General features: G+C 42.8%; 18 protein-coding genes. 2 read left to right on the plus strand and 16 right to left on the minus strand.

The window, feature by feature from the left end; all coding sequences use genetic code 11:
- Positions 1–18: 18 nt before the first annotated feature.
- From IEY34_RS10475 to IEY34_RS10490, 4 genes are all read right to left on the minus strand, one after another.
- A complete protein-coding gene (locus tag IEY34_RS10475) occupies positions 19–1521 on the minus strand; it encodes a sulfatase (RefSeq protein WP_189011113.1) in 1503 nt (500 codons plus the stop codon).
- Positions 1522–1551: 30 nt separating this feature from the next.
- The gene (locus IEY34_RS10480; RefSeq protein ID WP_189011116.1) at positions 1552–2415 is read right to left on the minus strand and encodes a carbohydrate ABC transporter permease; all 864 of its coding nucleotides are present in this window, start codon (positions 2413–2415) and stop codon (positions 1552–1554) included.
- 19 nt (positions 2416–2434) lie between these two features.
- Entirely contained in the window at positions 2435–3352 is a 918-nt protein-coding gene (locus IEY34_RS10485; protein ID WP_189011118.1) for a carbohydrate ABC transporter permease, read from the minus strand.
- Between the two features lie 109 nt (positions 3353–3461).
- A complete protein-coding gene (locus IEY34_RS10490) occupies positions 3462–4799 on the minus strand; it encodes an ABC transporter substrate-binding protein (protein ID WP_189011120.1) in 1338 nt (445 codons plus the stop codon).
- A gap of 324 nt (positions 4800–5123) precedes the next feature.
- Between IEY34_RS10490 and IEY34_RS10495 the strand changes: the two genes are divergently transcribed.
- Positions 5124–5408, plus strand: a complete 285-nt coding sequence (locus IEY34_RS10495) for a response regulator (RefSeq protein WP_189011122.1) — start codon at positions 5124–5126, stop codon at positions 5406–5408.
- A gap of 66 nt (positions 5409–5474) precedes the next feature.
- Here IEY34_RS10495 and IEY34_RS10500 read toward each other — a convergent pair whose 3' ends face one another.
- From IEY34_RS10500 to IEY34_RS10530, 7 genes are all read right to left on the minus strand, one after another.
- The gene (locus tag IEY34_RS10500; protein ID WP_189011124.1) at positions 5475–6221 is read right to left on the minus strand and encodes a Cof-type HAD-IIB family hydrolase; all 747 of its coding nucleotides are present in this window, start codon (positions 6219–6221) and stop codon (positions 5475–5477) included.
- A gap of 25 nt (positions 6222–6246) precedes the next feature.
- Positions 6247–7074 carry a carbohydrate ABC transporter permease gene (locus IEY34_RS10505; protein WP_189011126.1) on the minus strand — a complete coding sequence of 276 codons (828 nt, stop codon included), beginning with the start codon at positions 7072–7074 and terminating at the stop codon, positions 6247–6249.
- Positions 7071–7991, minus strand: a complete 921-nt coding sequence (locus tag IEY34_RS10510; protein ID WP_229757566.1) for a carbohydrate ABC transporter permease — start codon at positions 7989–7991, stop codon at positions 7071–7073. The genes IEY34_RS10505 and IEY34_RS10510 overlap by 4 nt, the downstream gene beginning before the upstream one ends.
- A 6-nt stretch (positions 7992–7997) precedes the next feature.
- Complete coding sequence (locus IEY34_RS10515; protein ID WP_189011128.1) at positions 7998–8798, minus strand: endonuclease/exonuclease/phosphatase family protein; 801 nt, start codon at positions 8796–8798, stop codon at positions 7998–8000.
- 15 nt (positions 8799–8813) lie between these two features.
- Positions 8814–10187, minus strand: a complete 1374-nt coding sequence (locus IEY34_RS10520; protein ID WP_189011130.1) for an ABC transporter substrate-binding protein — start codon at positions 10185–10187, stop codon at positions 8814–8816.
- Positions 10188–10317: 130 nt separating this feature from the next.
- Positions 10318–11184 (minus strand): AraC family transcriptional regulator, encoded by an 867-nt coding sequence (locus IEY34_RS10525; protein WP_189011132.1) that lies wholly within the window; start codon positions 11182–11184, stop codon positions 10318–10320.
- Between the two features lie 294 nt (positions 11185–11478).
- Positions 11479–11709, minus strand: coding sequence for a hypothetical protein (locus IEY34_RS10530; protein ID WP_189011134.1), 231 nt, complete (start codon positions 11707–11709; stop codon positions 11479–11481).
- A gap of 325 nt (positions 11710–12034) precedes the next feature.
- On the opposite strand from IEY34_RS10530, the gene IEY34_RS37780 reads away from it, so the two are divergent.
- A complete protein-coding gene (locus IEY34_RS37780; RefSeq protein ID WP_373291223.1) occupies positions 12035–12220 on the plus strand; it encodes a helix-turn-helix domain-containing protein in 186 nt (61 codons plus the stop codon).
- A gap of 544 nt (positions 12221–12764) precedes the next feature.
- Here the strand turns inward: IEY34_RS37780 and IEY34_RS10540 are convergent.
- The 5 genes from IEY34_RS10540 to IEY34_RS10560 form a co-directional block, all read right to left on the minus strand.
- The gene (locus tag IEY34_RS10540) at positions 12765–13700 is read right to left on the minus strand and encodes a ribokinase (RefSeq protein ID WP_229757567.1); all 936 of its coding nucleotides are present in this window, start codon (positions 13698–13700) and stop codon (positions 12765–12767) included.
- Positions 13701–13792: 92 nt separating this feature from the next.
- The gene (locus IEY34_RS10545; RefSeq protein WP_189011140.1) at positions 13793–15193 is read right to left on the minus strand and encodes an ADP-ribosylglycohydrolase family protein; all 1401 of its coding nucleotides are present in this window, start codon (positions 15191–15193) and stop codon (positions 13793–13795) included.
- Positions 15194–15213: 20 nt separating this feature from the next.
- The gene (locus IEY34_RS10550) at positions 15214–16098 is read right to left on the minus strand and encodes a carbohydrate ABC transporter permease (protein ID WP_189011142.1); all 885 of its coding nucleotides are present in this window, start codon (positions 16096–16098) and stop codon (positions 15214–15216) included.
- A gap of 60 nt (positions 16099–16158) precedes the next feature.
- On the minus strand, positions 16159–17049 hold the full coding sequence (locus IEY34_RS10555; RefSeq protein ID WP_189011144.1) for an ABC transporter permease: 891 nt from the start codon (positions 17047–17049) through the stop codon (positions 16159–16161).
- A gap of 69 nt (positions 17050–17118) precedes the next feature.
- Positions 17119–18813: an extracellular solute-binding protein gene (locus IEY34_RS10560; RefSeq protein WP_189011146.1), complete on the minus strand. Its 1695-nt coding sequence runs from the start codon at positions 18811–18813 to the stop codon at positions 17119–17121.
- Positions 18814–18894: the final 81 nt, after the last annotated feature.

Raw genomic sequence — 18894 nt, forward strand, 5'->3', positions numbered from 1 at the left:
TGAACCTTCCCTACGATGCTACTCTAAACCTAGACGTACGTACTGCTCATCCGGCGAATCATGATTTGCCAAGGCTTTGCGCAGTAGTTCAATCATCCGCTTCTCTGCCTCTTCATCCTGTATCGGATGATGCTGTCCGTAGTCTTTACCGTTATGGTAGAGCAAGTTTTCTCGAATAAATTCACTGTTCACATGGAAGGATTGCGTTTGGTCCTTCATCTGCACATTACTTCCGGCAATTTTATAGACCGGAAAGTTGGTCCATTTGAGAAAAGGTCCCATTTCAATCCGACTCGGATCCACAATTTGCTCGGTGCCATAGTAATGGCCAATCGTCGTTGGCATCGCTGTGTATAGATAAATAGGCGAATTATCCGCAAGAAGTGAAGCCCGGAAGTAGGTGTACTCCCCGTCCGTGATGTTCACATTTTTCCCGAAATAGCCGTAAATCGCGCTATCCCTAATCGTCTCAGACTCCCCGCGCAGCAAAGGCAACCACGATTTACCGTGAAGTTTATTCCGACAACACGTGTTTTCGTCCAAACCGAAATGCTCCATAATGGTAGGAAACACATCGATATTTTGCGTTAATGCATCAATACGCTTACCTGCCCAATTACTTCCTGGCACATGCACCATCAGAGGAATATGGCAAATCTCGTTGTATGCAGGCATCACATTTTTGGCCATAAAGTTGTGCTCGCCAAGCAGGTAACCATGATCAGAGGTAAAGATCAGCATGGTATCTTCCCACATCCCGTTCGTGTCCATCGCATCGAGCAGCTTCCCAACCCAACGATCCGTCATCGTTAGCAGTGCGGCATACCGTTTGCGAATGTGCTTAAGCGCATCGTCCGGCACATTGACCTGCCCATACTCTGGCCAGTAATAGGAGGGACCATCGTAATCATCCCCGTAATTCGTCAATTCATTTTCAGGTAAATCGAAAGGCTCATGCGGATCAAATGCCTCTACCCACAGAAGGTAGTTATCCTCATCTTTATTGTTATCTAACCAGTTCAACGCTGACTTGATCGTCTTAGGTGATGAGTAGTCTTCTTCGGTATGAAATTGTGTCCGATTCAGCGCATACTGTGGAAGGTATTTGCCGATCTGCTCTGGCTTTTCCGGTTCACTAACCTTAGACACCCAGGAATCTAGCTCCTGTCCGCGGATGAAATCCCACGTGTTAAACTGCTGACAATAATTCTCTCCGCCGACGCGGAAATAGTGGTAATGATCCGTTGAAATGTGTGAAAAAATCCCATGATCCCGCAGCACCTGCGGCAGCGACTGATCGAAGGGTTCAATCGGTCCCCAATTTCGCTCTAGAAACCCAAGACGTCCCGTCATCATATCTCTGCGTGCCGGCATGCAGGGCAACGAGCCTGCCCAATGGTTCGTGAAAATAGCCGATTTTTCGGCAATTCTGTCTATATTCGGCGTTTCTACGCCTTTTGCGCCATAAGCGCTAAGATAATGCCGATTTACCGAGTCCATCAGCAATACGATTGCTTTCATCCTCATTCTCCTTTTTCTAGTTCTCGTTGATTAGCCCTTAATACCTGATGTGACGATACCTTCGACGAAATATTTTTGTGTAAATAAGAAGAGTACAAGCAATGGTAAGATAATGAGCGTTGTTGCCGACATCAAGAGGTTCCACTGTACCTGCGTCTCATCACGGAACATCGTCAGCGCAAGCTGGACGGTTTTCATTGAATCTGCGTTCGTCACGATAAGCGGCCATGTGTACTCATTCCAAGATTGTGTAGCCTTGAGCGCAACCAACGTGGCAAATATCGGCTTGCTGACAGGCACATAAATGTACATGAAGGTTTGAAAGCGCGTCAAGCCATCAATTTTAGCTGCATCATCCAGTTCTTTCGGAAAGCCGAGATAAAACTGTCTAAACAAGAACACCCCGAAGGAACCGGCCACATATGGCGCAATCAAGCCCATGTAGGAGTTGATCCATCCTAAGCCGCCTTGCCCGAGGAAGTCGTTACCACCCGCAAAAGGAACATGTCTCAGAATCAAGAACACGGGAATCATCGTAACTTGCGGAGGAATCATCAGACCGATTAAAGAGATAAGGAAGAGCAAATCACGGCCTTTGAAATTCAATCTAGCGAAGCTGTAGCCAGCGATCGAGTTCAGCAACAGGCTGACAATAACTGTAATGATGGTGACAAAAAGTGAGTTGAAAAAGTATCTACCCCAGTTTCCACGGCTCATCGCTTCCACATAGTTATGCCATACAATCGTTTTCGGGAAAAAGATGAAGCTTGGCGACATGATGTCTCCCATCGTTTTGAGCGATGTCAGAACCATAAGCAGAAAAGGAAAAATCATCAGAAGTGTAAATATCAGTACGATGATGGAAAGAGCGATCTTAGGTTTTGTTTGTTCCATGATTCATCAACCACCTTATTTAATCGATGTCATTACCTTGGCCATATTTGAAATTGACGATGGTAATAACCGCAATAATCCCCAGTAATACCGTTGCCATTGCGGATGAGTAACCTAGCTGAAATTCCCCGAAAGCACGGTTATAAATTTGATGAACAATCGTCGTCGTCGAATTCATTGGACCGCCGTTAGTTAAAATTTTAATCTGTTCGAATACATTGAAATTGTTTATGAGCCCTGTGATGAGTAGGAAGAATGTGATCGGCTTTAGCATGGGGATTGTAATGTAAAAGAACTTATGAAGCGTATGCGCGCCATCTACCGAAGCGGCTTCATATAAATCCCGCGGCACCCCTTGCAAACCCGCTAAGTAGATAACCATGTTGTAGCCGACGAACTTCCAAATCCCCATGATGATCAGGGCAACCATCGCCCAGTTGGCATCATACAACCATTGTTTACCTCCAATATGAAAAAAACCGAGTACGCTATTCGCGATTCCGCGTGATGGTTCATAAATCCATAACCAAATCATCGATACAGCAACCATGGATGTCACATGCGGTGTGAAAAATCCAGTCCGAAAGAAAGAAAGTCCAATGAGTTTGTTATTCAATAAGCTGGCGAAAATCAAGCCAAGTCCAAGTGTAAACAAGAGTGTAAACACCGTGTATATAAACGTATTTTTGAGTGATATCCAGAAAAATTTATCTCCCCACAATATTTTGTAATTTTTCAACCCGATAAAATCCATACTGTTCATATCATAATTCGTGAAGCTTAAATAGATGTTCATGAGAATCGGAACTAAAACGAAGATAAGCAGGAAGAAATAAAATGGAGCGATTAATACATATCCAATGGGATCGCGATCAAGCTGCCCCTTGTTCACTTTACGAACCTGTGACACTTCACGAGTTGCTAGGCTTGCGTTCATGGTGACTCTCCTTCCAGCCCTATTAACGGAGCTGGCTGAGCGGGCCTGTAGACGATTGTTGAATGTCGTGTCATACAAGCTCGCTTGCCGCTTCCTTATTTAAGGAACATTATTTAGCCATATTTTTCAGTTCATTTTGTAGACTATCCTGTGCATCCTTAAGTGCTTGCTCAGGTGTTTTCTTCTTGCTAATCGCTTCCTCATAGGATTGGATGATGTATTTATTGTAAAGAGCTAACCAAGGAACAACTGGCTTCCCTTTACCATTGTTTACGTAATCCAAGAGCACGCTGTTAAATGCCGGATCTTCGTCAGTAAATTGTTTACCCAACGACTTCTTCACAACCGGAATTTTCAAATCTTTATAGCGCTTCCAAACTTGATCGTTGGACATCATGAATTTAATAAATTCAAAAGACTCATCCTTGTGCTTGCTAGTGCTTCCAATTGTGAAAAGACGGTAGCCGTTGAAGCCGACTTTTGTTTCTTTTTGCAGGACGGGAGCAAAGCCTAGCTTGTCTTTCAAATCCGGATTGTTTTTAATCAGATTACTAATTCCACTTGTTTGAAGGAAAGACATCGCCGATTTACCGCTTACAAAAGGAATTTCATCCTTCTTCTGATAGTTGTACGGAATGCTCACTTTTTTGTTGTTGAGGTCAACCAAATATTTCAGACCCTCAACCGCTTTCGGATCATTCAGAACCGGAACACTTTGCCCTTCGTCGATCAACTTCGCGCCATTCTGACGAAGGAAAGGTTCAACGAAAACGTCTGCTGAAGTGAGTGGAATATCAAAGCCTGCACGAGTTACGTTGCCGTTCGCATCCCGCTTCGTGAGCTTCTCCGCATAGCTGGCTAGCTCGTCCCAGTTCGCTGGCGGCTTGTTCGGATCCAGACCTGCTTCTTGGAAATAATCCTTCCGGTAAGTCAGTATTTCCGGTGCAGGGAAGAAGCCTAACCCAAGCGTCTTATTCTGATATTTACCCGCGTTTAACGCGCTGTCCATGATATCCGCTTTTTGGTCCCATTTATCCATGTAAGCATCTAGTTGGGCAAAATCACCTCTCGCTCCTCTTGATCCCATGAAAGCTAGGTACGCTGAGAAAATGTCAGGCATTGTTCCACTAAGCTTCGCGGAATTCAGCTTCGTATCAATATCTTCCGCAGCGGATGGTAGCACGGTTGTTTCGATCGTTACGTTCGGATGCAGCTTCTCAAATTCTTTCGCCGCATTGTTGAAGTATTCATCATTCGCTTTATCTGCGCCTGGAAACCAGAACGTCAGTTTAACTGGTTCTTTGCTTCCTGTGTCCTTAGATGTTGATGTACCTATTGCTTTGGCTGTTTCTTTTGCGGCTGGCTTGTCCGACGTGCCACACCCTGCTAGTAGTCCTCCTGCTATAACCGTACTCAGTGATAAAGCTGTTACTTTTTTAACATTCACTTTATACAACCTCCCCTAATGTGCTTTCTAGTGTTGCGTTTGAATTGCTTTGGCCTACTTCATTATTATAGATAGCGCTTTCTTTTTCGTGAAGAAATGAAAATTAGATTATTTGTTTAGATTTTCAGTAGTTTTTCCCATTTAAACCCAAATTACATATTCAATCTGAAGAATATATAAAAATATTTAGGTAATCCCTCAGCATGTTTAGGTTAGGTAGCTTGGGATAACGATATTAGGTGTGGTTCCACTAAAAGCATTCTTTGTGACACTAAAATAAAAAGCACTCACTTATTAAGTGAATGCACATACTATTGGATTACTATGAGATTTTCTTTCCATCCCCAAACCGTACAACCCGCTTCGCCTGCTCCGCAACATCTGCGCGATCTGCTTGCCAACTCCTTTGAGCAAGTCGTCGTTACCGCTGAAGCCCGTAATGGCAAAGAAGCATTGCAACGGCTGGAAGAAACCCGTAAATTCATTACATCAGGTGACGATTCAAACCTACTTCAAACGGTCAGCGATTGGCAGGCCAAGTGTCTAGCCTTTGTTCAAAAAAATGTTTGGTGTCTCTCCTCAAGAATTCAGAGACAAGCTGCCTACTAACTGAAGCATCGCCTGAGAACGCATTCGTGGATAAATGAACTTGAGGAAGATTCAAATCTGATTCCGTTATTTATCTGCCTCCAAAACATACCGGCGAATCGCCTGCGCCACTCCATCCTCCCTGTTGCTGCCCGTGACGGCATTCACCAATTGCTTCACCTCGTCCTGAGCGTTGCCCATAGCTACACCTATACCGGCTTCAAGAAGCATTGCTTTATCATTCAAGCTGTCGCCCACAGCCATCACCTCCTCCATGGATAATGCCAACAGATCGCATACTTCGCGGATTCCGCTCGCTTTGGAAATACCCGATGGATTGAGCTCGATGTTGCTCGGATGGGAATTGGTGATCTCGAATAGCCCTACCTCTTCTGCCTTTGCCCGAACCCGTTCCAGTTGGTTCCGGTTTTCCGAGGAGTAACAGAACTTCAGCCATTGGGACTCAGGGGTAGTTCGGCTCCAATTGTCACCATCAATCATTCCTTCTGTCGTATAACCATAAAACCAACAATCTTCATCAACGGCAATTTTATGAAGCGCCCTAACAGTTTCGACATTTAACCTTTGTCGCATATACAGCTCGCCGGAAGACTTCCACACTTCGCTTCCATTAACGGTCACCATCGGAGATTCCAGATTCAGCTCTTGCCAATAAGGCTTGGCGGTCTGTACCTCCCGCCCCGTTGCCACAATGACGGTAACTCCTTGAGAGCGTGCTTCAGCGATCGCTTTCCGGTTTTCTTCAGATACTTGGGAATCCTCGTTCAGCAGCGTCCCGTCCAAGTCAAGTGCAATCAATTTTATCCTGCTCATGTAGTGCCTCCAGTATTTGATTAAACTATCCTTTTAATCCGCCTAATGTGATCCCTTGTACCAGCTGCTTTTGGAATATGATAAAGACCAAAACGGAAGGAATAAGGATGATGGTTACTCCCGCCATAATAGGACCGTAGATAATACTTTCGGAAGATTGAAGCATCGTAATCCCGACCTGCACCGTTCTCATATTCTCTGAATTGGTAACTATCAGCGGCCACAAATAGGCGTTCCACAAACCGATAAAAGATGCAATAAAAATGGATGACAATATGGATTTCGACATGGGTACCAACATGCTTGTAAAGAACCGGAAATCGCCACAACCATCGATAAAAGCTGCATCTCTATATTCTTTTGATATGCTCAAGAAATGCTGCCGCAGTATGAACATATAAGTCGCGGATGCCATCATGACAATGATGACTCCGGAATAAGTGTTTATTAATTTCATGTTTGCCACTGTAATATAATTGGTTATAAAAAGCATGTCTCCAGGAATCATCATCGTACCGAGAATAACTAAGAACCATATTTTCTTTCCTTTAAATTCCAGGAATGAAAATGCGTATGCAGCCAGGCTGCTCGTAATTAATCTGCCTACGGTTCCAATAATCGCAATCAAAAAAGAGTTCCATATAAATCGGAGAAGCGGCGTTGAAGTAAATACGATCTCATAATTTTTTAGAAATAATTGGCTTGGAATAAATTTAGGCGGATATGAGCTTAAATCGCCGGAACTCATAAAACTGGCACTTACACAATAAATAACCGGGGATATGACGATCAAACCAATGATGATACACATCGTACTGAATAGAAAGTCGCGCATTTGCATGGCAGTCTTCATGAATAATGCACTCCTTTCTTTTCATACGCAAAGGTAACTAAAGTAAATAACATAACAATGATGAAGATCATAATACCAACAGCACTGCCATATCCGTATTTGCCATTCTCGAATGCTTCAATGTACATTCGGTATATCATCGTTTCGGTAGACCCCATAGGTCCTCCTTTTGTCAAAACCATGATAGGACCGAAAACCATCAGTGAATGAATAATATCCGTGACGATCAGAAAAAAGAGAGTTGGGGACATCAATGGAAGCTTAATATGAATCAGAGATTGAAAATAACTGCTTCCCTCCATATCCGCCGCCTCCAGCAATTCTTCGGGGACATTGCGGACGGCTGCCAAAAGAAACAAGAAGCTGAATCCAATGCCCATCCAGATGCACACAATAGCAATGCCAACCATTGCATACTTTTCATCACCGAACCAGTTGATGCTGAGTCCGGTTAGAGCGTTGAATACGCCGATCGACGGATTTAAGATCAGTTGAAAAATCATCGCCGCCGATGACATCGATACAGCCATGGGCAAAGCGAACAAAATCTGGTAAATACTTGTCCCTTTCCGTTTCTTTTCCGCCAATAATGCCATGCAAAGGCTGATAATTATGGTTCCCGGAATTGTGATGACGGTATATTTCAACGTATGAAAAACAGTTTGCAGCATTCTCTGATCACTGAATATATTTATAAAGTTTTCAAACCACACAAATTCAATTGGATTACCATTCAAATCCACTAATGTAAATCCTAAATAAAAGGTTTTCGCAAATGGGTAATAGGTGAATAAGAAAACAAAAATTAAACACGGCAGCATAAACAAATATGGCTTGGCGGCTTCTCTCCATCTTTTCTTCGTGAAATGATATTTTAATCCTTTGCTTTTCACTTGTTGAGTTGAACTTATATTCACGCGGGATCATTCTCCTTCAATAGCAATCAGTTGAGCGACGACCGGATAATGATCCGAAGGATACCGTCCGTCAATCATCCGTCGGTCGATTTGAATGGATGACACTTGCACGTCAGGAGTAACAAAAATATAGTCGATCGGCTCTCCTTCCATTCTTCCGGAATAGTTATCATGGAACGTTGCTCCTACGGGTCCAGCCATCACGGAGTAAGCATCCGACATGTCCACAAGCGCCTCATCCCAAACTGGCTCTCCCCTCATAAAGCGGATCACCGCATGATCAGGTTGTGAGTTGAAGTCCCCTGTCAATAAGACAGGGACATCTTTTGCAGCTCGCAGTTCCTTAATTCGCTCCCATATAAGCCGAACACCTTGTTCCCTTGCCTGCTGCCCCTGGTGATCTAGGTGGGTGTTGAATAATAGTAACTCCGTACCTGTGCCTTTATGCCGAAAGTGCCCCCAGGTACAAATACGTGGCAGAGAGCTGTCCCAGCTAATACTTGCCGGAATCTCCGGCTGCTCGGATAACCAGAAGGTGCCGTGTTCCACAATGTCCAGTTCGTCTTTTTTGAAAAAGATAGCGCAGTGCTCATCTCCTCGATCTCCAAGCCGATCCTCGCCGATCCAATGATATTCCTCTAACTGCAGATCCTCCAGCATACTGGTATTTCCTTCCTGAGTACCCAAAAGCAGCGGACTATGCTCTCTGATCATGGCTGCCACTTTATCGCAACGGTACTCCCAAGCATTATCGCCGTCCTGTGCCAAGCAGGTTCTCAAGTTATAAGTCATCAAAGAAATATGCATAGTTACCCCTCAGCATCATTTAATATTATTTGCCCGGTTGTAATCCTTCAAAGCCTTGTTGCTTGCAGTTGCCATATCCGTGATCGCCTGATCTATGTTTTTCTTGCCTTGTACGTAGTTCAAGGTCTCCTCTCGCATAGCCTGGCTGAACTCGGCGCTTACCGGTCCCATCGGCTCTTGAGTTTCGGGAGACGACGCATGGAGCTGCTCGATTGCTGTTTTAAACAATGGATTTTTGGTTAAATGCTCTTTCATTTGAGGCAGATCATACGTTTTTGTGTTTACAGGGAAATACCCGGTTCCAGTGTGCCATACAAATTGGGATTCCGGCGTAATGCCATATTTCAGGAATTCCCATGCAGCATCTGATGCCGCTTTATCTCCCCTGTTCATAATATAAAGTGCGGAACCGCCGACCGCGACTCCCCCTTTGTCCGTTTCATTCACTTTGGGAAGGAATGCGGTCCCAACTTCAAATTTGTCTGCGACCTTAGCCAGTGTGCCTTTTAATGCTGCAGTAGATGTAACGAACATAGCCAGTTTTCCAGCCGCAAACTCTTCATCTGCTTTGACATCGGTGCCCGTCTGGATGCCTCCGGAATCTACTACTTTTTTCCACTCTGTCAAAAATCGTTTCATCGCTCCGTTCGTATCAAACTCAACAGCCGTCATATAATCGGCACGTCCGTTTTTGTTGTTACCAATATAGGCTCCCTGCATGCCAATCCAGCTTGACAGTTGATATTGATCAGGAGTGACGGAAAAGCCCCATTGGGTAACTTGACTACCACTTTTCTTGGTCATTTTTGCCGCGTATTTTCCTAATTCGTCTATCGTTTGCGGAGGCTTAGTCGGGTCCAGACCTGCCTCTTTAAACAAGTTTTTATTGTAATAGAGCAAAATCGTGGAATTTGCAAAAGGAATGCCTACTTGCTTACCTTTGAAGCTAAAGCCGGCAAGCGTATTCGGCTCTATGTCCGTGACTTTGAAAGACGGATCTTTGGTAAGCAGATCTTGAGCCCAGATGATCGCTGGTACATCTTTAATATAAGAGGTGTCCGAAGCAGGAATCTGTACGATATCCGGATAGTCCTTTTCGTTCTTCGCCTGAACGGCTGCTTTTACTTTTTTCAGCAGATCAGCGTAGGATCCTTGAAACACCGGTGTGATTGTAATTCCTTTTTCCTTACCGACAGTTTCATTAAAGTTTTGGACCATCTTTTTGACAACCTCTTCGTTCGAGCCCCCCATGGCGTGCCAGAATGTCAAGCTAACCGGCCCTGTGCTTTTTGGTTTTGCTGAAGTGTTAGCTGCCGGTTCACTACTGCAACCTGCTAATGCCGTAGCTAAGACGACTAATGTCAAAATTGTTTTCATCTGTTTCTTCATTCATAGAACCTCACTTTTCATATTGTATATAAGCCTTCCCCGTTTACCGGGAATGGTAGTTCACATAACTTATATCCTTTAATCTACTTAAAATATAATCCTAAATAGGTGAAATTTCTTCACTAAATACTTAATCCGATTCACAAAAAGGGCTATTTATTCTCATAGCCGCTTTCCTATAATCCCCAGGAGACATCCCTACAATTTTTTGAAATGCATGGTAAAATGGGTTGTGACTCTGAAACCCTGATTGATAACATATATCCACAATGGACAAATTTGTATTCAACAGTAATCTTCTTGCTTCATTCACACGTAAATGGAGCAGATAATCCTTAAATCCTTCCCCCATAATCTCTTTAAATAAGTGGCGTGCCCGCGAAGGGCTAAGGTCAAGTTTCTTAGCGACATCTGAGAGTTCTAGAGGTTCTCTAAAATTTTCATGTATGTAGGTTAATACAGGCTCTAACTTGTAATAAAGCGCAAAGACTTGGTTAAATTCCCCCGGCGATATATGGCTCTTGAAATGCCTAGAAAGTAGAACGCAAATTCGCAAAATATAACTACGAATCATGCCAGGGTACGCTGTTCTTTTCTTTTCCATCTCCTCATTTACAGCTAAAATAATCTGTCCGATTTCTTTGGCAGCCTCTAATTCGGAAGATATTTGATTAATAAACTTTCTTGGACTATAGAAGAATGGAATTAATAACTCTTTTTCAATTTCAATGAGCTCTTTTTTAAAAAAGACAAATATGTATTGGCTCGGATCTTCAGGGTCAGACTGAGCAATGTGCCGTTCCATATTATTGACGATAAACACATCACCGGGATTCACACTAAATTTTTTATCTCCAAAGTAAAACCAACCTTTGCCAGAAAGACAATAACCAATTTCTAATGAAGTATGCCAATGAAATGTTTCTAGTAACGAACTAGGAGTCCATTTGATTATTCCAACAGGTATACCTTCTTCTAATTCATTAAAAACTTCCATAAATTTTCCCCTTCCAAACTACATAATTGAAACCATCTGTAAGTAAAGTAAGCATAAAATAAAAATTGTAAATTAGTTTGAAAACCTAACAATTACGATTAAATGCCCTCCAGTTTCCTAAATGTAAGTGAAACGGCATTCTTTACCGCCTCTCTGAGTGCCTTTTAAATGCATTAAAGTTGTAGGCAAAATTTTAGCATGTATCCAGATTTTTGAGAGCAGAAGTCCCCTGACAGGGAGATCGTCTATTCGGAATCCCCGTCTTAGTGCGGATACAACGTCTTTGCTGTTCTTTCATCGGGAATTGTTCCCTAAACGGGCAAGTGAAATATAAACTTTACGTCCTGCCATATTGGATAGATTCAGCTCTTGGTCTTTACCTTTTGCTTGTTCTAATGTGCTTTGGCGGTAGTAAACTCCATCAGGAGCCAGCGTTTTGATCTGAGTCGCATGAGGATCATTTTGAATAAATGATTCGCCAAATGCTGCGTCGCTATGGGTGTTTTCCCGGTACGAAGACTGCATCTAACTTGTTACTCCCTTTAACCCATGTATTGAACGACTTTGTACACAAGTTCAAGACGAGCCAGCTTCTTACAAGAGATGCTAAACTCTAAGGAATCCATTCGGGCCCTGCTTTTACAACTGAATGACTTCGGCTAGCTTCTGAGACAGAGCATCGATTTCTTGCTTTAATAAGTCTTCCTTGGTCTTGCTTTCATATTCGACTAAGCATTGCCTAAAGTTGGTGATCGTATAAAACCGTATTATTTGGATTAATTATACTATTTTCGCGGGTTTTCTTGGGGGGGTTTACGCTAAATTAACTTTTTGGGGAACAATCATGCTAATGCATAATTATTCATTTCTCATCCGACCAAAGTCACACTTTACGCTGAAGTTCGACGCATTTGCAATGGGATTAATGGCTGAAATGCCTGTAAATGCTGCAGCGCGGGAACTAAGAGCGCACGATACTCGTATGTGTAGAATTCTCCATCATTATGTGGACCAAGCCATGTCAAAACTGGATTGATCCCAGGTAAAACGAATTGCTGTAGATGAATACTTCTGAATACGGAAAATCGTGGTTCAGGAACATAGCTAAGGTTATTCCACCAATTAAAAACGGAGACATGCCAAATATGCAAATGGCAAAGCACTGACAGAATATTTGAAAGCAGGAGGAAAGGCAGGGGCGTTGTCTCTTAATTATTCAATTGACAGCTTCTATCAATACGGAGAAGATATGCAAGCCTACATCCAAGTACTTATAATTGAATGACCTTGCAAAAAAATAACCGTCAGATCCTCCTGACGGTTATTTTTAAGTTACAAGTGAATTTCTTACAATAATATTTCTCACATCCGACAACTGCTATGTCGTGGCTGAAGTAAACAAGAAGCTCCGTTTCAATTGCACACAGCCAGATTTCATTTGGTGACATCTGGTTTAAGCAAGTACTTTCGTATCCGGCATTGCCCGTAATCAAAAAATAAGGGCGGACTCTATCGTTCATCCCCTTTTTTTTGACGCACTAAGATATCGATATCTCGAGTTTCCTAAGGGACCCACATCATTACTTCTTTGAATTTGTAGTTGTTAAGAATGCCTCAATCTCAGATTTATTCGGAATACCATCTTGGGCACCTTTTCGTGTAATTTTTATTGCAGCAGCAGCAGAGGCAAATCGCAAAGTCTCTTCCGAAATATCCTTCGAACCTGTCGATGCAGCCAAAACTCCAATGAAGGTATCCCCGGCCGCCGTCGTATCAACTGCCTGTACGTCGAAGGATGGAACATGCATAACATTACAGCTACTATCGGTAAACATTGATCCTTTATTTCCTAACGTCAGCACGACATTCCCTACTCCTCCATTTATTAATTTTACAGAAGCTTGAACTGCTCCGTAATCATTAGAGATGGGGATTCCAGTAACAGACTCGGCTTCAGTTTCATTGAGAATTAACACATCAATTAAATGAAGGATATCTGACGGTATTTGTAATGCTGGGGCGGGATTAAAGTAAACGCTAATGCCTCGTTTATAGGACTCTTCCATCACATATCTCGTAGTATCCCAATTTATTTCATTTTGAAGCATCACAATATCAGCAGTATCAAACACATCAAGAGAGTCTTGTATATCATTTACTGTTAACAAACCGTTAGCTCCCTCAGAAAGAATAATATGATTTTCTCCTGACGCATCTACTGTAATTGATGCTAATCCCGTATTTCCATCTTTATGAACAATAAAATCTGACTGGACACCGCTTCCACGAATAGCGGACAATAACTGCGAAGCGAATGGATCATTACCAACAGCACCAATTAATATGACCTGAGCTCCAGCTTGAGCTGCTGCTACAGCCTGATTTGCTCCCTTTCCTCCAGGATTATAGTCAGTCTTTAGACTTTTAATCGTTTCACCTGGGAGAGGATGTTTCAACACATGATTTACTATATCCATATTAATACTGCCTATTACAATAATTTTCACCACATGCATACACCTCAAATATTAATGATTTTTCAGTAGCGACAACAAAGTCTAAGTCCTACAAACATCCATTCATACTCGTTTTTTTGATAAAATCAAATTCAATGGCCGGAATCCGCGTTCTCGTTCACATAGAGTTCACTGGGTTGAATCCGATGTTGGCCGTTGTGCAGCAGTTCTGGCAAACGCCCCATCCGCTCAGCCAAACGAGAAAGCTTTTGCTCATTAAAATAAGATAACCCCGTATAAATTCGGTCCTGAAATGGCTCAAGCCATCTTGGTTCCAAACTGCCAGAGCCGAAATAAACCCCAAGCAGAGAACCGGCTGTTGCCCCAAAGCTGTCCGTATCGTTGCCTTGCATCACCTGCTTGCAAATCCCATCTCCGACATTTTCAGCAAATCGAAATGTATTCATTAAGGTGCCTATTTCCTGATAAACCTGACAATGGCAATAATTCGCGTACTTATCGTTAATGCTCTGATAGGCTGCCAGCCAGTTGTCTGCATTCGCGACCATCTGCAGGCAATCCTGAGTAATCTCGTAGAATCGGCTCCGTCTAGGTACGAATTGCAGGGCAGTACTCATTATTTCTATCGGATCGCGCAGCACCTGCGCGACAGCAATCGCAGCAGCAATGAACATCGTGGCGTAGATACCGGTCCGGCGGTGTGTAAAGCTTGCATCCCGCCAAGCCAGCTCAGCAGCAAGGGCTGGTTGACCAGGGCAGGCATAGCCGTAAGCGTCTGCACGAATCGCTGCACCGCATAGCTCTGTATCCTGGACCATGAAGTCAGGCCAACCCTCGATTTCAGAATGATGAAATATGTCCCTATCATGCTCCAAATAGCTCATCCCCGATCGAAGGAGGATAGCCCTCTCTGGACCCCAAGTTGTGCTTATCGGAATATGATTAATCCATAAGTCTCTTACATTTCTTTTCGTAAAACCAGTGCCGAATTGCTCTAGCGCCATCATTCCCATTAAGGTGTAATTGATATCGTCGTCAGGTGCCACGTAATGCATTCGCCCCCGGGTCGTTTCATACCAGGACCAATGACGACGATCCAATGCACGGAGGATTTCATCAGAAATGTAATCGTTCAGTGGCCATTCCCCTACGGAAGTTAGCGCTTGACGCAATTCCGACAGGCTGGGGTTTACCTCAATTGGCTTGCCCAACATGGAGCCGCAGACTGAAGCGAGGAATGCCGCCTCTACTCGCTTGGAGCTGTCCTTCAGATTCAGGATTCCGACCTGTCCGAGAGGTCGAGCCGGATCGCATTCCCGCCATATCTCCTCTAAATCATTGGGTTCATAGTAAGGCCAATTGTCCCTCATTGGAATATCAACCAAGCTGTGAGCGAATTCCACATAGGCATCATAGCTTGCGGGAAGCTTTTCCAGCTTGGCTAAGTAACCCGAGGTTTGATGTCCCTGCTCGAATTTATTGCGCAGAATTCCCTCCAGTTGACGTTTAAGAAGTGCGAGTGATGGTAGCATGCTGTATCTCCTTTATTTAATTACTCTTTAACAGATCCTAACGTAATCCCATGGATAAAAAATCTTTGCAAAAACGGATAAATGACTAAAACTGGAATCATTGCAATGAAGATTTTGGCTGCGTTCAACGTCTGGTTGGAAAGCTCGCTCATCTTTTGAATTTGTTCTGCTGTCATGGTTTGTGCATCAATGATAACGACCAATTGTTGAATGTAGGTTTGCAGCGGATAATGATCGCTACTGGACATCAGCACAAGACCGTTAAAAAACTCATTCCAATGATAGACTATGCTGAATAAAGTAACCGTAGCAAGCACCGGAACAGCCAGTGGAATATAAATTTTTACAAGCATGTACCATGGACCCGCTCCATCCACTAACGCCGCCTCTTCTAACTCCTTAGGCAGATTGCGAAAATAGTTAATAACGAGAATAACACTAAAAACCGGAACGCTATTCCCTAGCACGAGTGCCCAAATATTATTGATTAATCCGAATGATTTAACCGTTTGATACCAAGGGATCAGGCCGCCGTTAAATAGCATAGTAAAAACCAAAATCCACATGAGTACATTTCGAAAAGGCAAATCTTTCGCATTTTTGGATAACGGATAGCCCATGAGAATGATGATTACAAAATTAAGACTGGATCCTAATACGACACGCTGTATTGAAACCCAAAAAGAATTAAAAAATTTGCTGTCTCCCATAATTTCTTTATATGAACTCAAATTAAACCCCACCGGCCATAATCCAACCTGACCCGAGGAAGCTGCTGCATTCTCACTTAACGAGATCACAAGCGTGTACCATAAAGGAAGTACACACAAAAGCGCAATGCCAACCAGAAGCACGACAAGCAAAACATCAAATGCTTTGGAGCCAAATGTTTTTTCTATAACCATAGTTGTAATGCTCCTTTATTTAAACATCAATTCGAAAAGTAACCGTCACAGAGGTTACTATTAAAAAATACGATAATTTGCAAATTTAGCAGCCAAGAAATAGGACGTTGTGATCAAAGTAAAACTGATAACAGATTTTAACAGTCCAACGGCCGTTGCCAAACCATACTGTAAATTCAATAAACCGGTTCGATATACCCAGGTGTCAATAATATCACCGCTTGAATAAACAAGAGGATTATAAAGGTTAAATATTTGATCGAATCCAGCATTCAAGACATTGCCAAGACTAAGTACAGAGAGCAAAATAACCGTTGTAATAATTCCGGGCAGCGTGACATTTAGCAATTGTTGCAAACGCGACGCACCGTCAATCGCAGCCGCTTCATATAAAGAGGGATTGATGCCCGTCAAAGCCGCCAAAAAAATAATCGTGTTAAATCCAAACTCCTTCCAAACATCGCTTCCAACAACAATGAAGGGAAACAAATCTGCTCTGGCAAAAAAAACAGTAGGGCTTATACCAAACACAGACAAAATCTCGTTAATCGGTCCTTTGTAAGAAAAGATATCCAAAAGAATACCCGAAAGAATAACCCAAGATAAAAAATGAGGCAAATAAACAATCGTCTGAATCCATCTCTTTAAAATTGTCACACGTAATTCATTCAACAACAGGGCAAAGGTAAGCGGTACGACCATATTCGCGATAATTTTCATTACAGCAATAAAAATCGTGTTAAAAAAAATCGTCTTACTATCATTAAGCGTAAACATATACTTGAAGTTTTCCAATCCAACCCACTCAGAATGAAACATGCCTAAGCCAGGATTAAAATCCTGAAAAGCAATAACGATTCCGAACATAGGAACGATACTGAATAGAGTCAACCAAATAAATCCAGGGAGGAGCATGAGATAGTAATGCTTGGCATAACCCTTAGTTATCATTCTGTAATCACTTCCATTCTCGCTTGTTTAGAGAAAGGCGCCAGATTTCACTGACGCCTTTAGGGATATTTATGGTTTTGCGACTTCGTCTATTTCTGCAAGAATTTGGTCTCCGCCTTGCTTCTTCCAATCGAGTACAAACTGATCGAAGGAATCTAAAGGGGCAGCCCCCATTATAATTTTGAGAAATGTTTCCTTTTCCAATTTATCCAGTGCAGCCCATCTACTTTCCATGGTCTTAGTCTGCGAATAGGTGACGCTGTAAGTTTTTTTATAAGGCTTTTGCAATGGAGAGATGCCGACGAATGTAGAATACATTCGTTTCCATACTCCCAAATCCGCATTCGGGTTCCAATACTGGATATCATAATTGTCGTAAGGCTCCAACTTAACTTTCTTTACATTTTCAGCGTCCGTTTTTAATAGGTTATATCCGGGAAGATTTAAGTCTTCCGGCTTCTTAGTGCCCGCTAAAACCTCTTTCAACATTTTATAGGTAACATCCATTACATCCATCGAGGCAAAGACCAGACGTAATGGATAATTGCCAATCGCAACATTCACATCGAATTTCGATTCATCTCGATACAAGAGATTTTGCATTTGAATCGCCGCTTCAGGATGCTCATAACCCTTCCGAACAACGAGATATTGGTTCGATGGGTTGCCCATATGCGGAGTAAATTCGCCATTCACATCAAGTGGTGCGGTATAGGCCTGCCAGTTTGCCTTCGGATTATTCTTAAACGCGTCCGCTAACGGACCATACCCACCTGACCACCATACACCAAAATAGATGCCCGATGTTCCATTTTTGATTGATTCTTGTGCATCTTTGCGAATGCTCATTTCCTTATCGATTAAACCTTTGCTATAGAAATCACGCAGCTTGGAAAGCGCTTGTTTCGTTTCAGGCTGAATGGAACCGTACGTTGCTTTGCCATTAGAGCCCTTTAGCCAATATCCAGGATAAGAATGGAATGAAGCAAAGATGGGGTCAAATCCATAGTTGTTGCTATTCGGATTAATAAAATCCGCATTGAGCTTTCCGCCTAGTTGCGGACCTGCAATACCGATGGTGTCTGCCTTCCCATTACCGTCGGGATCCTGCTCCACGAAGGCTTTGGCTACCTTTTCCAACTCATCCATCGTCTTAGGAGGCTGTAGGCCTAGCTTATCTAACCAATCCTTGCGAATCCACATGTAATGTACCATATCTGATTCCGGTGTTACATTTGGCAAGGCATACATTTTCCCATCAACTGTAACTGATTTGAGTGCAAGCCCATTCGTTGTTTCAATAATGCCTTTAATGGTTGGCGAAGCATATTTATTATAAACATCGGTTAAATCTTCAAGCTGGCCGCTTTTTACCATTTGTCTGAACTGCGTTTCCTTCACAACTAACGCATCAGGCAAGTCGTTACTCGCAATGGATAGATTCACCTTTTGTTCGTAATCTTTTCCTCCAGCGGCCTGCCAAACAATCTTCGTATCAATGTTCAAGTTTTCTTTAACATAACGGGTATACTGGTTATTCTCGGGAGAATCGCCGGCCGGTAAGCTTTTATCCGACGCATCAACTTCTTTTCCAATTTTAAGCGTGATTGGTTTCTCGGATTTCCCAAATGGATCCGCAGCTTTTTGCACTGCCGCCGTTGAAGAATTCGGTGATTCTTTGGAAGAGTTTGATTGACTACATGCGGTTACTACAATTATCATTCCTGCAAGTAAAATCTGAATACCTTTTTTTGACTTGCTCATGTGCACCCCTTCTTTCTCTTTTAAATTAATCCACATCTAAAGGGTATCACACAAAGGCATCTAGCTAGGATAGGCGAACGT

Source organism: Paenibacillus marchantiophytorum, assembly GCF_014640555.1.
In the GTDB taxonomy this organism is placed as follows: domain Bacteria; phylum Bacillota; class Bacilli; order Paenibacillales; family NBRC-103111; genus Paenibacillus_E; species Paenibacillus_E marchantiophytorum.

Coding starts and splice junctions, on each gene's coding strand:
- IEY34_RS10540 (WP_229757567.1), bottom strand. CDS start 13,700: ATGCATGTGGTGAAAATTATTGTAATAGGCAGTATTAATATGGATATA.
- IEY34_RS10550 (WP_189011142.1), bottom strand. CDS start 16,098: ATGGTTATAGAAAAAACATTTGGCTCCAAAGCATTTGATGTTTTGCTT.
- IEY34_RS10530 (WP_189011134.1), bottom strand. CDS start 11,709: ATGCAGTCTTCGTACCGGGAAAACACCCATAGCGACGCAGCATTTGGC.
- IEY34_RS10545 (WP_189011140.1), bottom strand. CDS start 15,193: ATGCTACCATCACTCGCACTTCTTAAACGTCAACTGGAGGGAATTCTG.
- IEY34_RS10485 (WP_189011118.1), bottom strand. CDS start 3,352: ATGAACGCAAGCCTAGCAACTCGTGAAGTGTCACAGGTTCGTAAAGTG.
- IEY34_RS10560 (WP_189011146.1), bottom strand. CDS start 18,813: ATGAGCAAGTCAAAAAAAGGTATTCAGATTTTACTTGCAGGAATGATA.
- IEY34_RS10480 (WP_189011116.1), bottom strand. CDS start 2,415: ATGGAACAAACAAAACCTAAGATCGCTCTTTCCATCATCGTACTGATA.
- IEY34_RS10555 (WP_189011144.1), bottom strand. CDS start 17,049: ATGATAACTAAGGGTTATGCCAAGCATTACTATCTCATGCTCCTCCCT.
- IEY34_RS10525 (WP_189011132.1), bottom strand. CDS start 11,184: ATGGAAGTTTTTAATGAATTAGAAGAAGGTATACCTGTTGGAATAATC.
- IEY34_RS10495 (WP_189011122.1), top strand. CDS start 5,124: ATGAGATTTTCTTTCCATCCCCAAACCGTACAACCCGCTTCGCCTGCT.
- IEY34_RS10520 (WP_189011130.1), bottom strand. CDS start 10,187: ATGAAGAAACAGATGAAAACAATTTTGACATTAGTCGTCTTAGCTACG.
- IEY34_RS10505 (WP_189011126.1), bottom strand. CDS start 7,074: ATGAAGACTGCCATGCAAATGCGCGACTTTCTATTCAGTACGATGTGT.
- IEY34_RS10475 (WP_189011113.1), bottom strand. CDS start 1,521: ATGAAAGCAATCGTATTGCTGATGGACTCGGTAAATCGGCATTATCTT.
- IEY34_RS37780 (WP_373291223.1), top strand. CDS start 12,035: ATGCATAATTATTCATTTCTCATCCGACCAAAGTCACACTTTACGCTG.
- IEY34_RS10515 (WP_189011128.1), bottom strand. CDS start 8,798: ATGCATATTTCTTTGATGACTTATAACTTGAGAACCTGCTTGGCACAG.
- IEY34_RS10500 (WP_189011124.1), bottom strand. CDS start 6,221: ATGAGCAGGATAAAATTGATTGCACTTGACTTGGACGGGACGCTGCTG.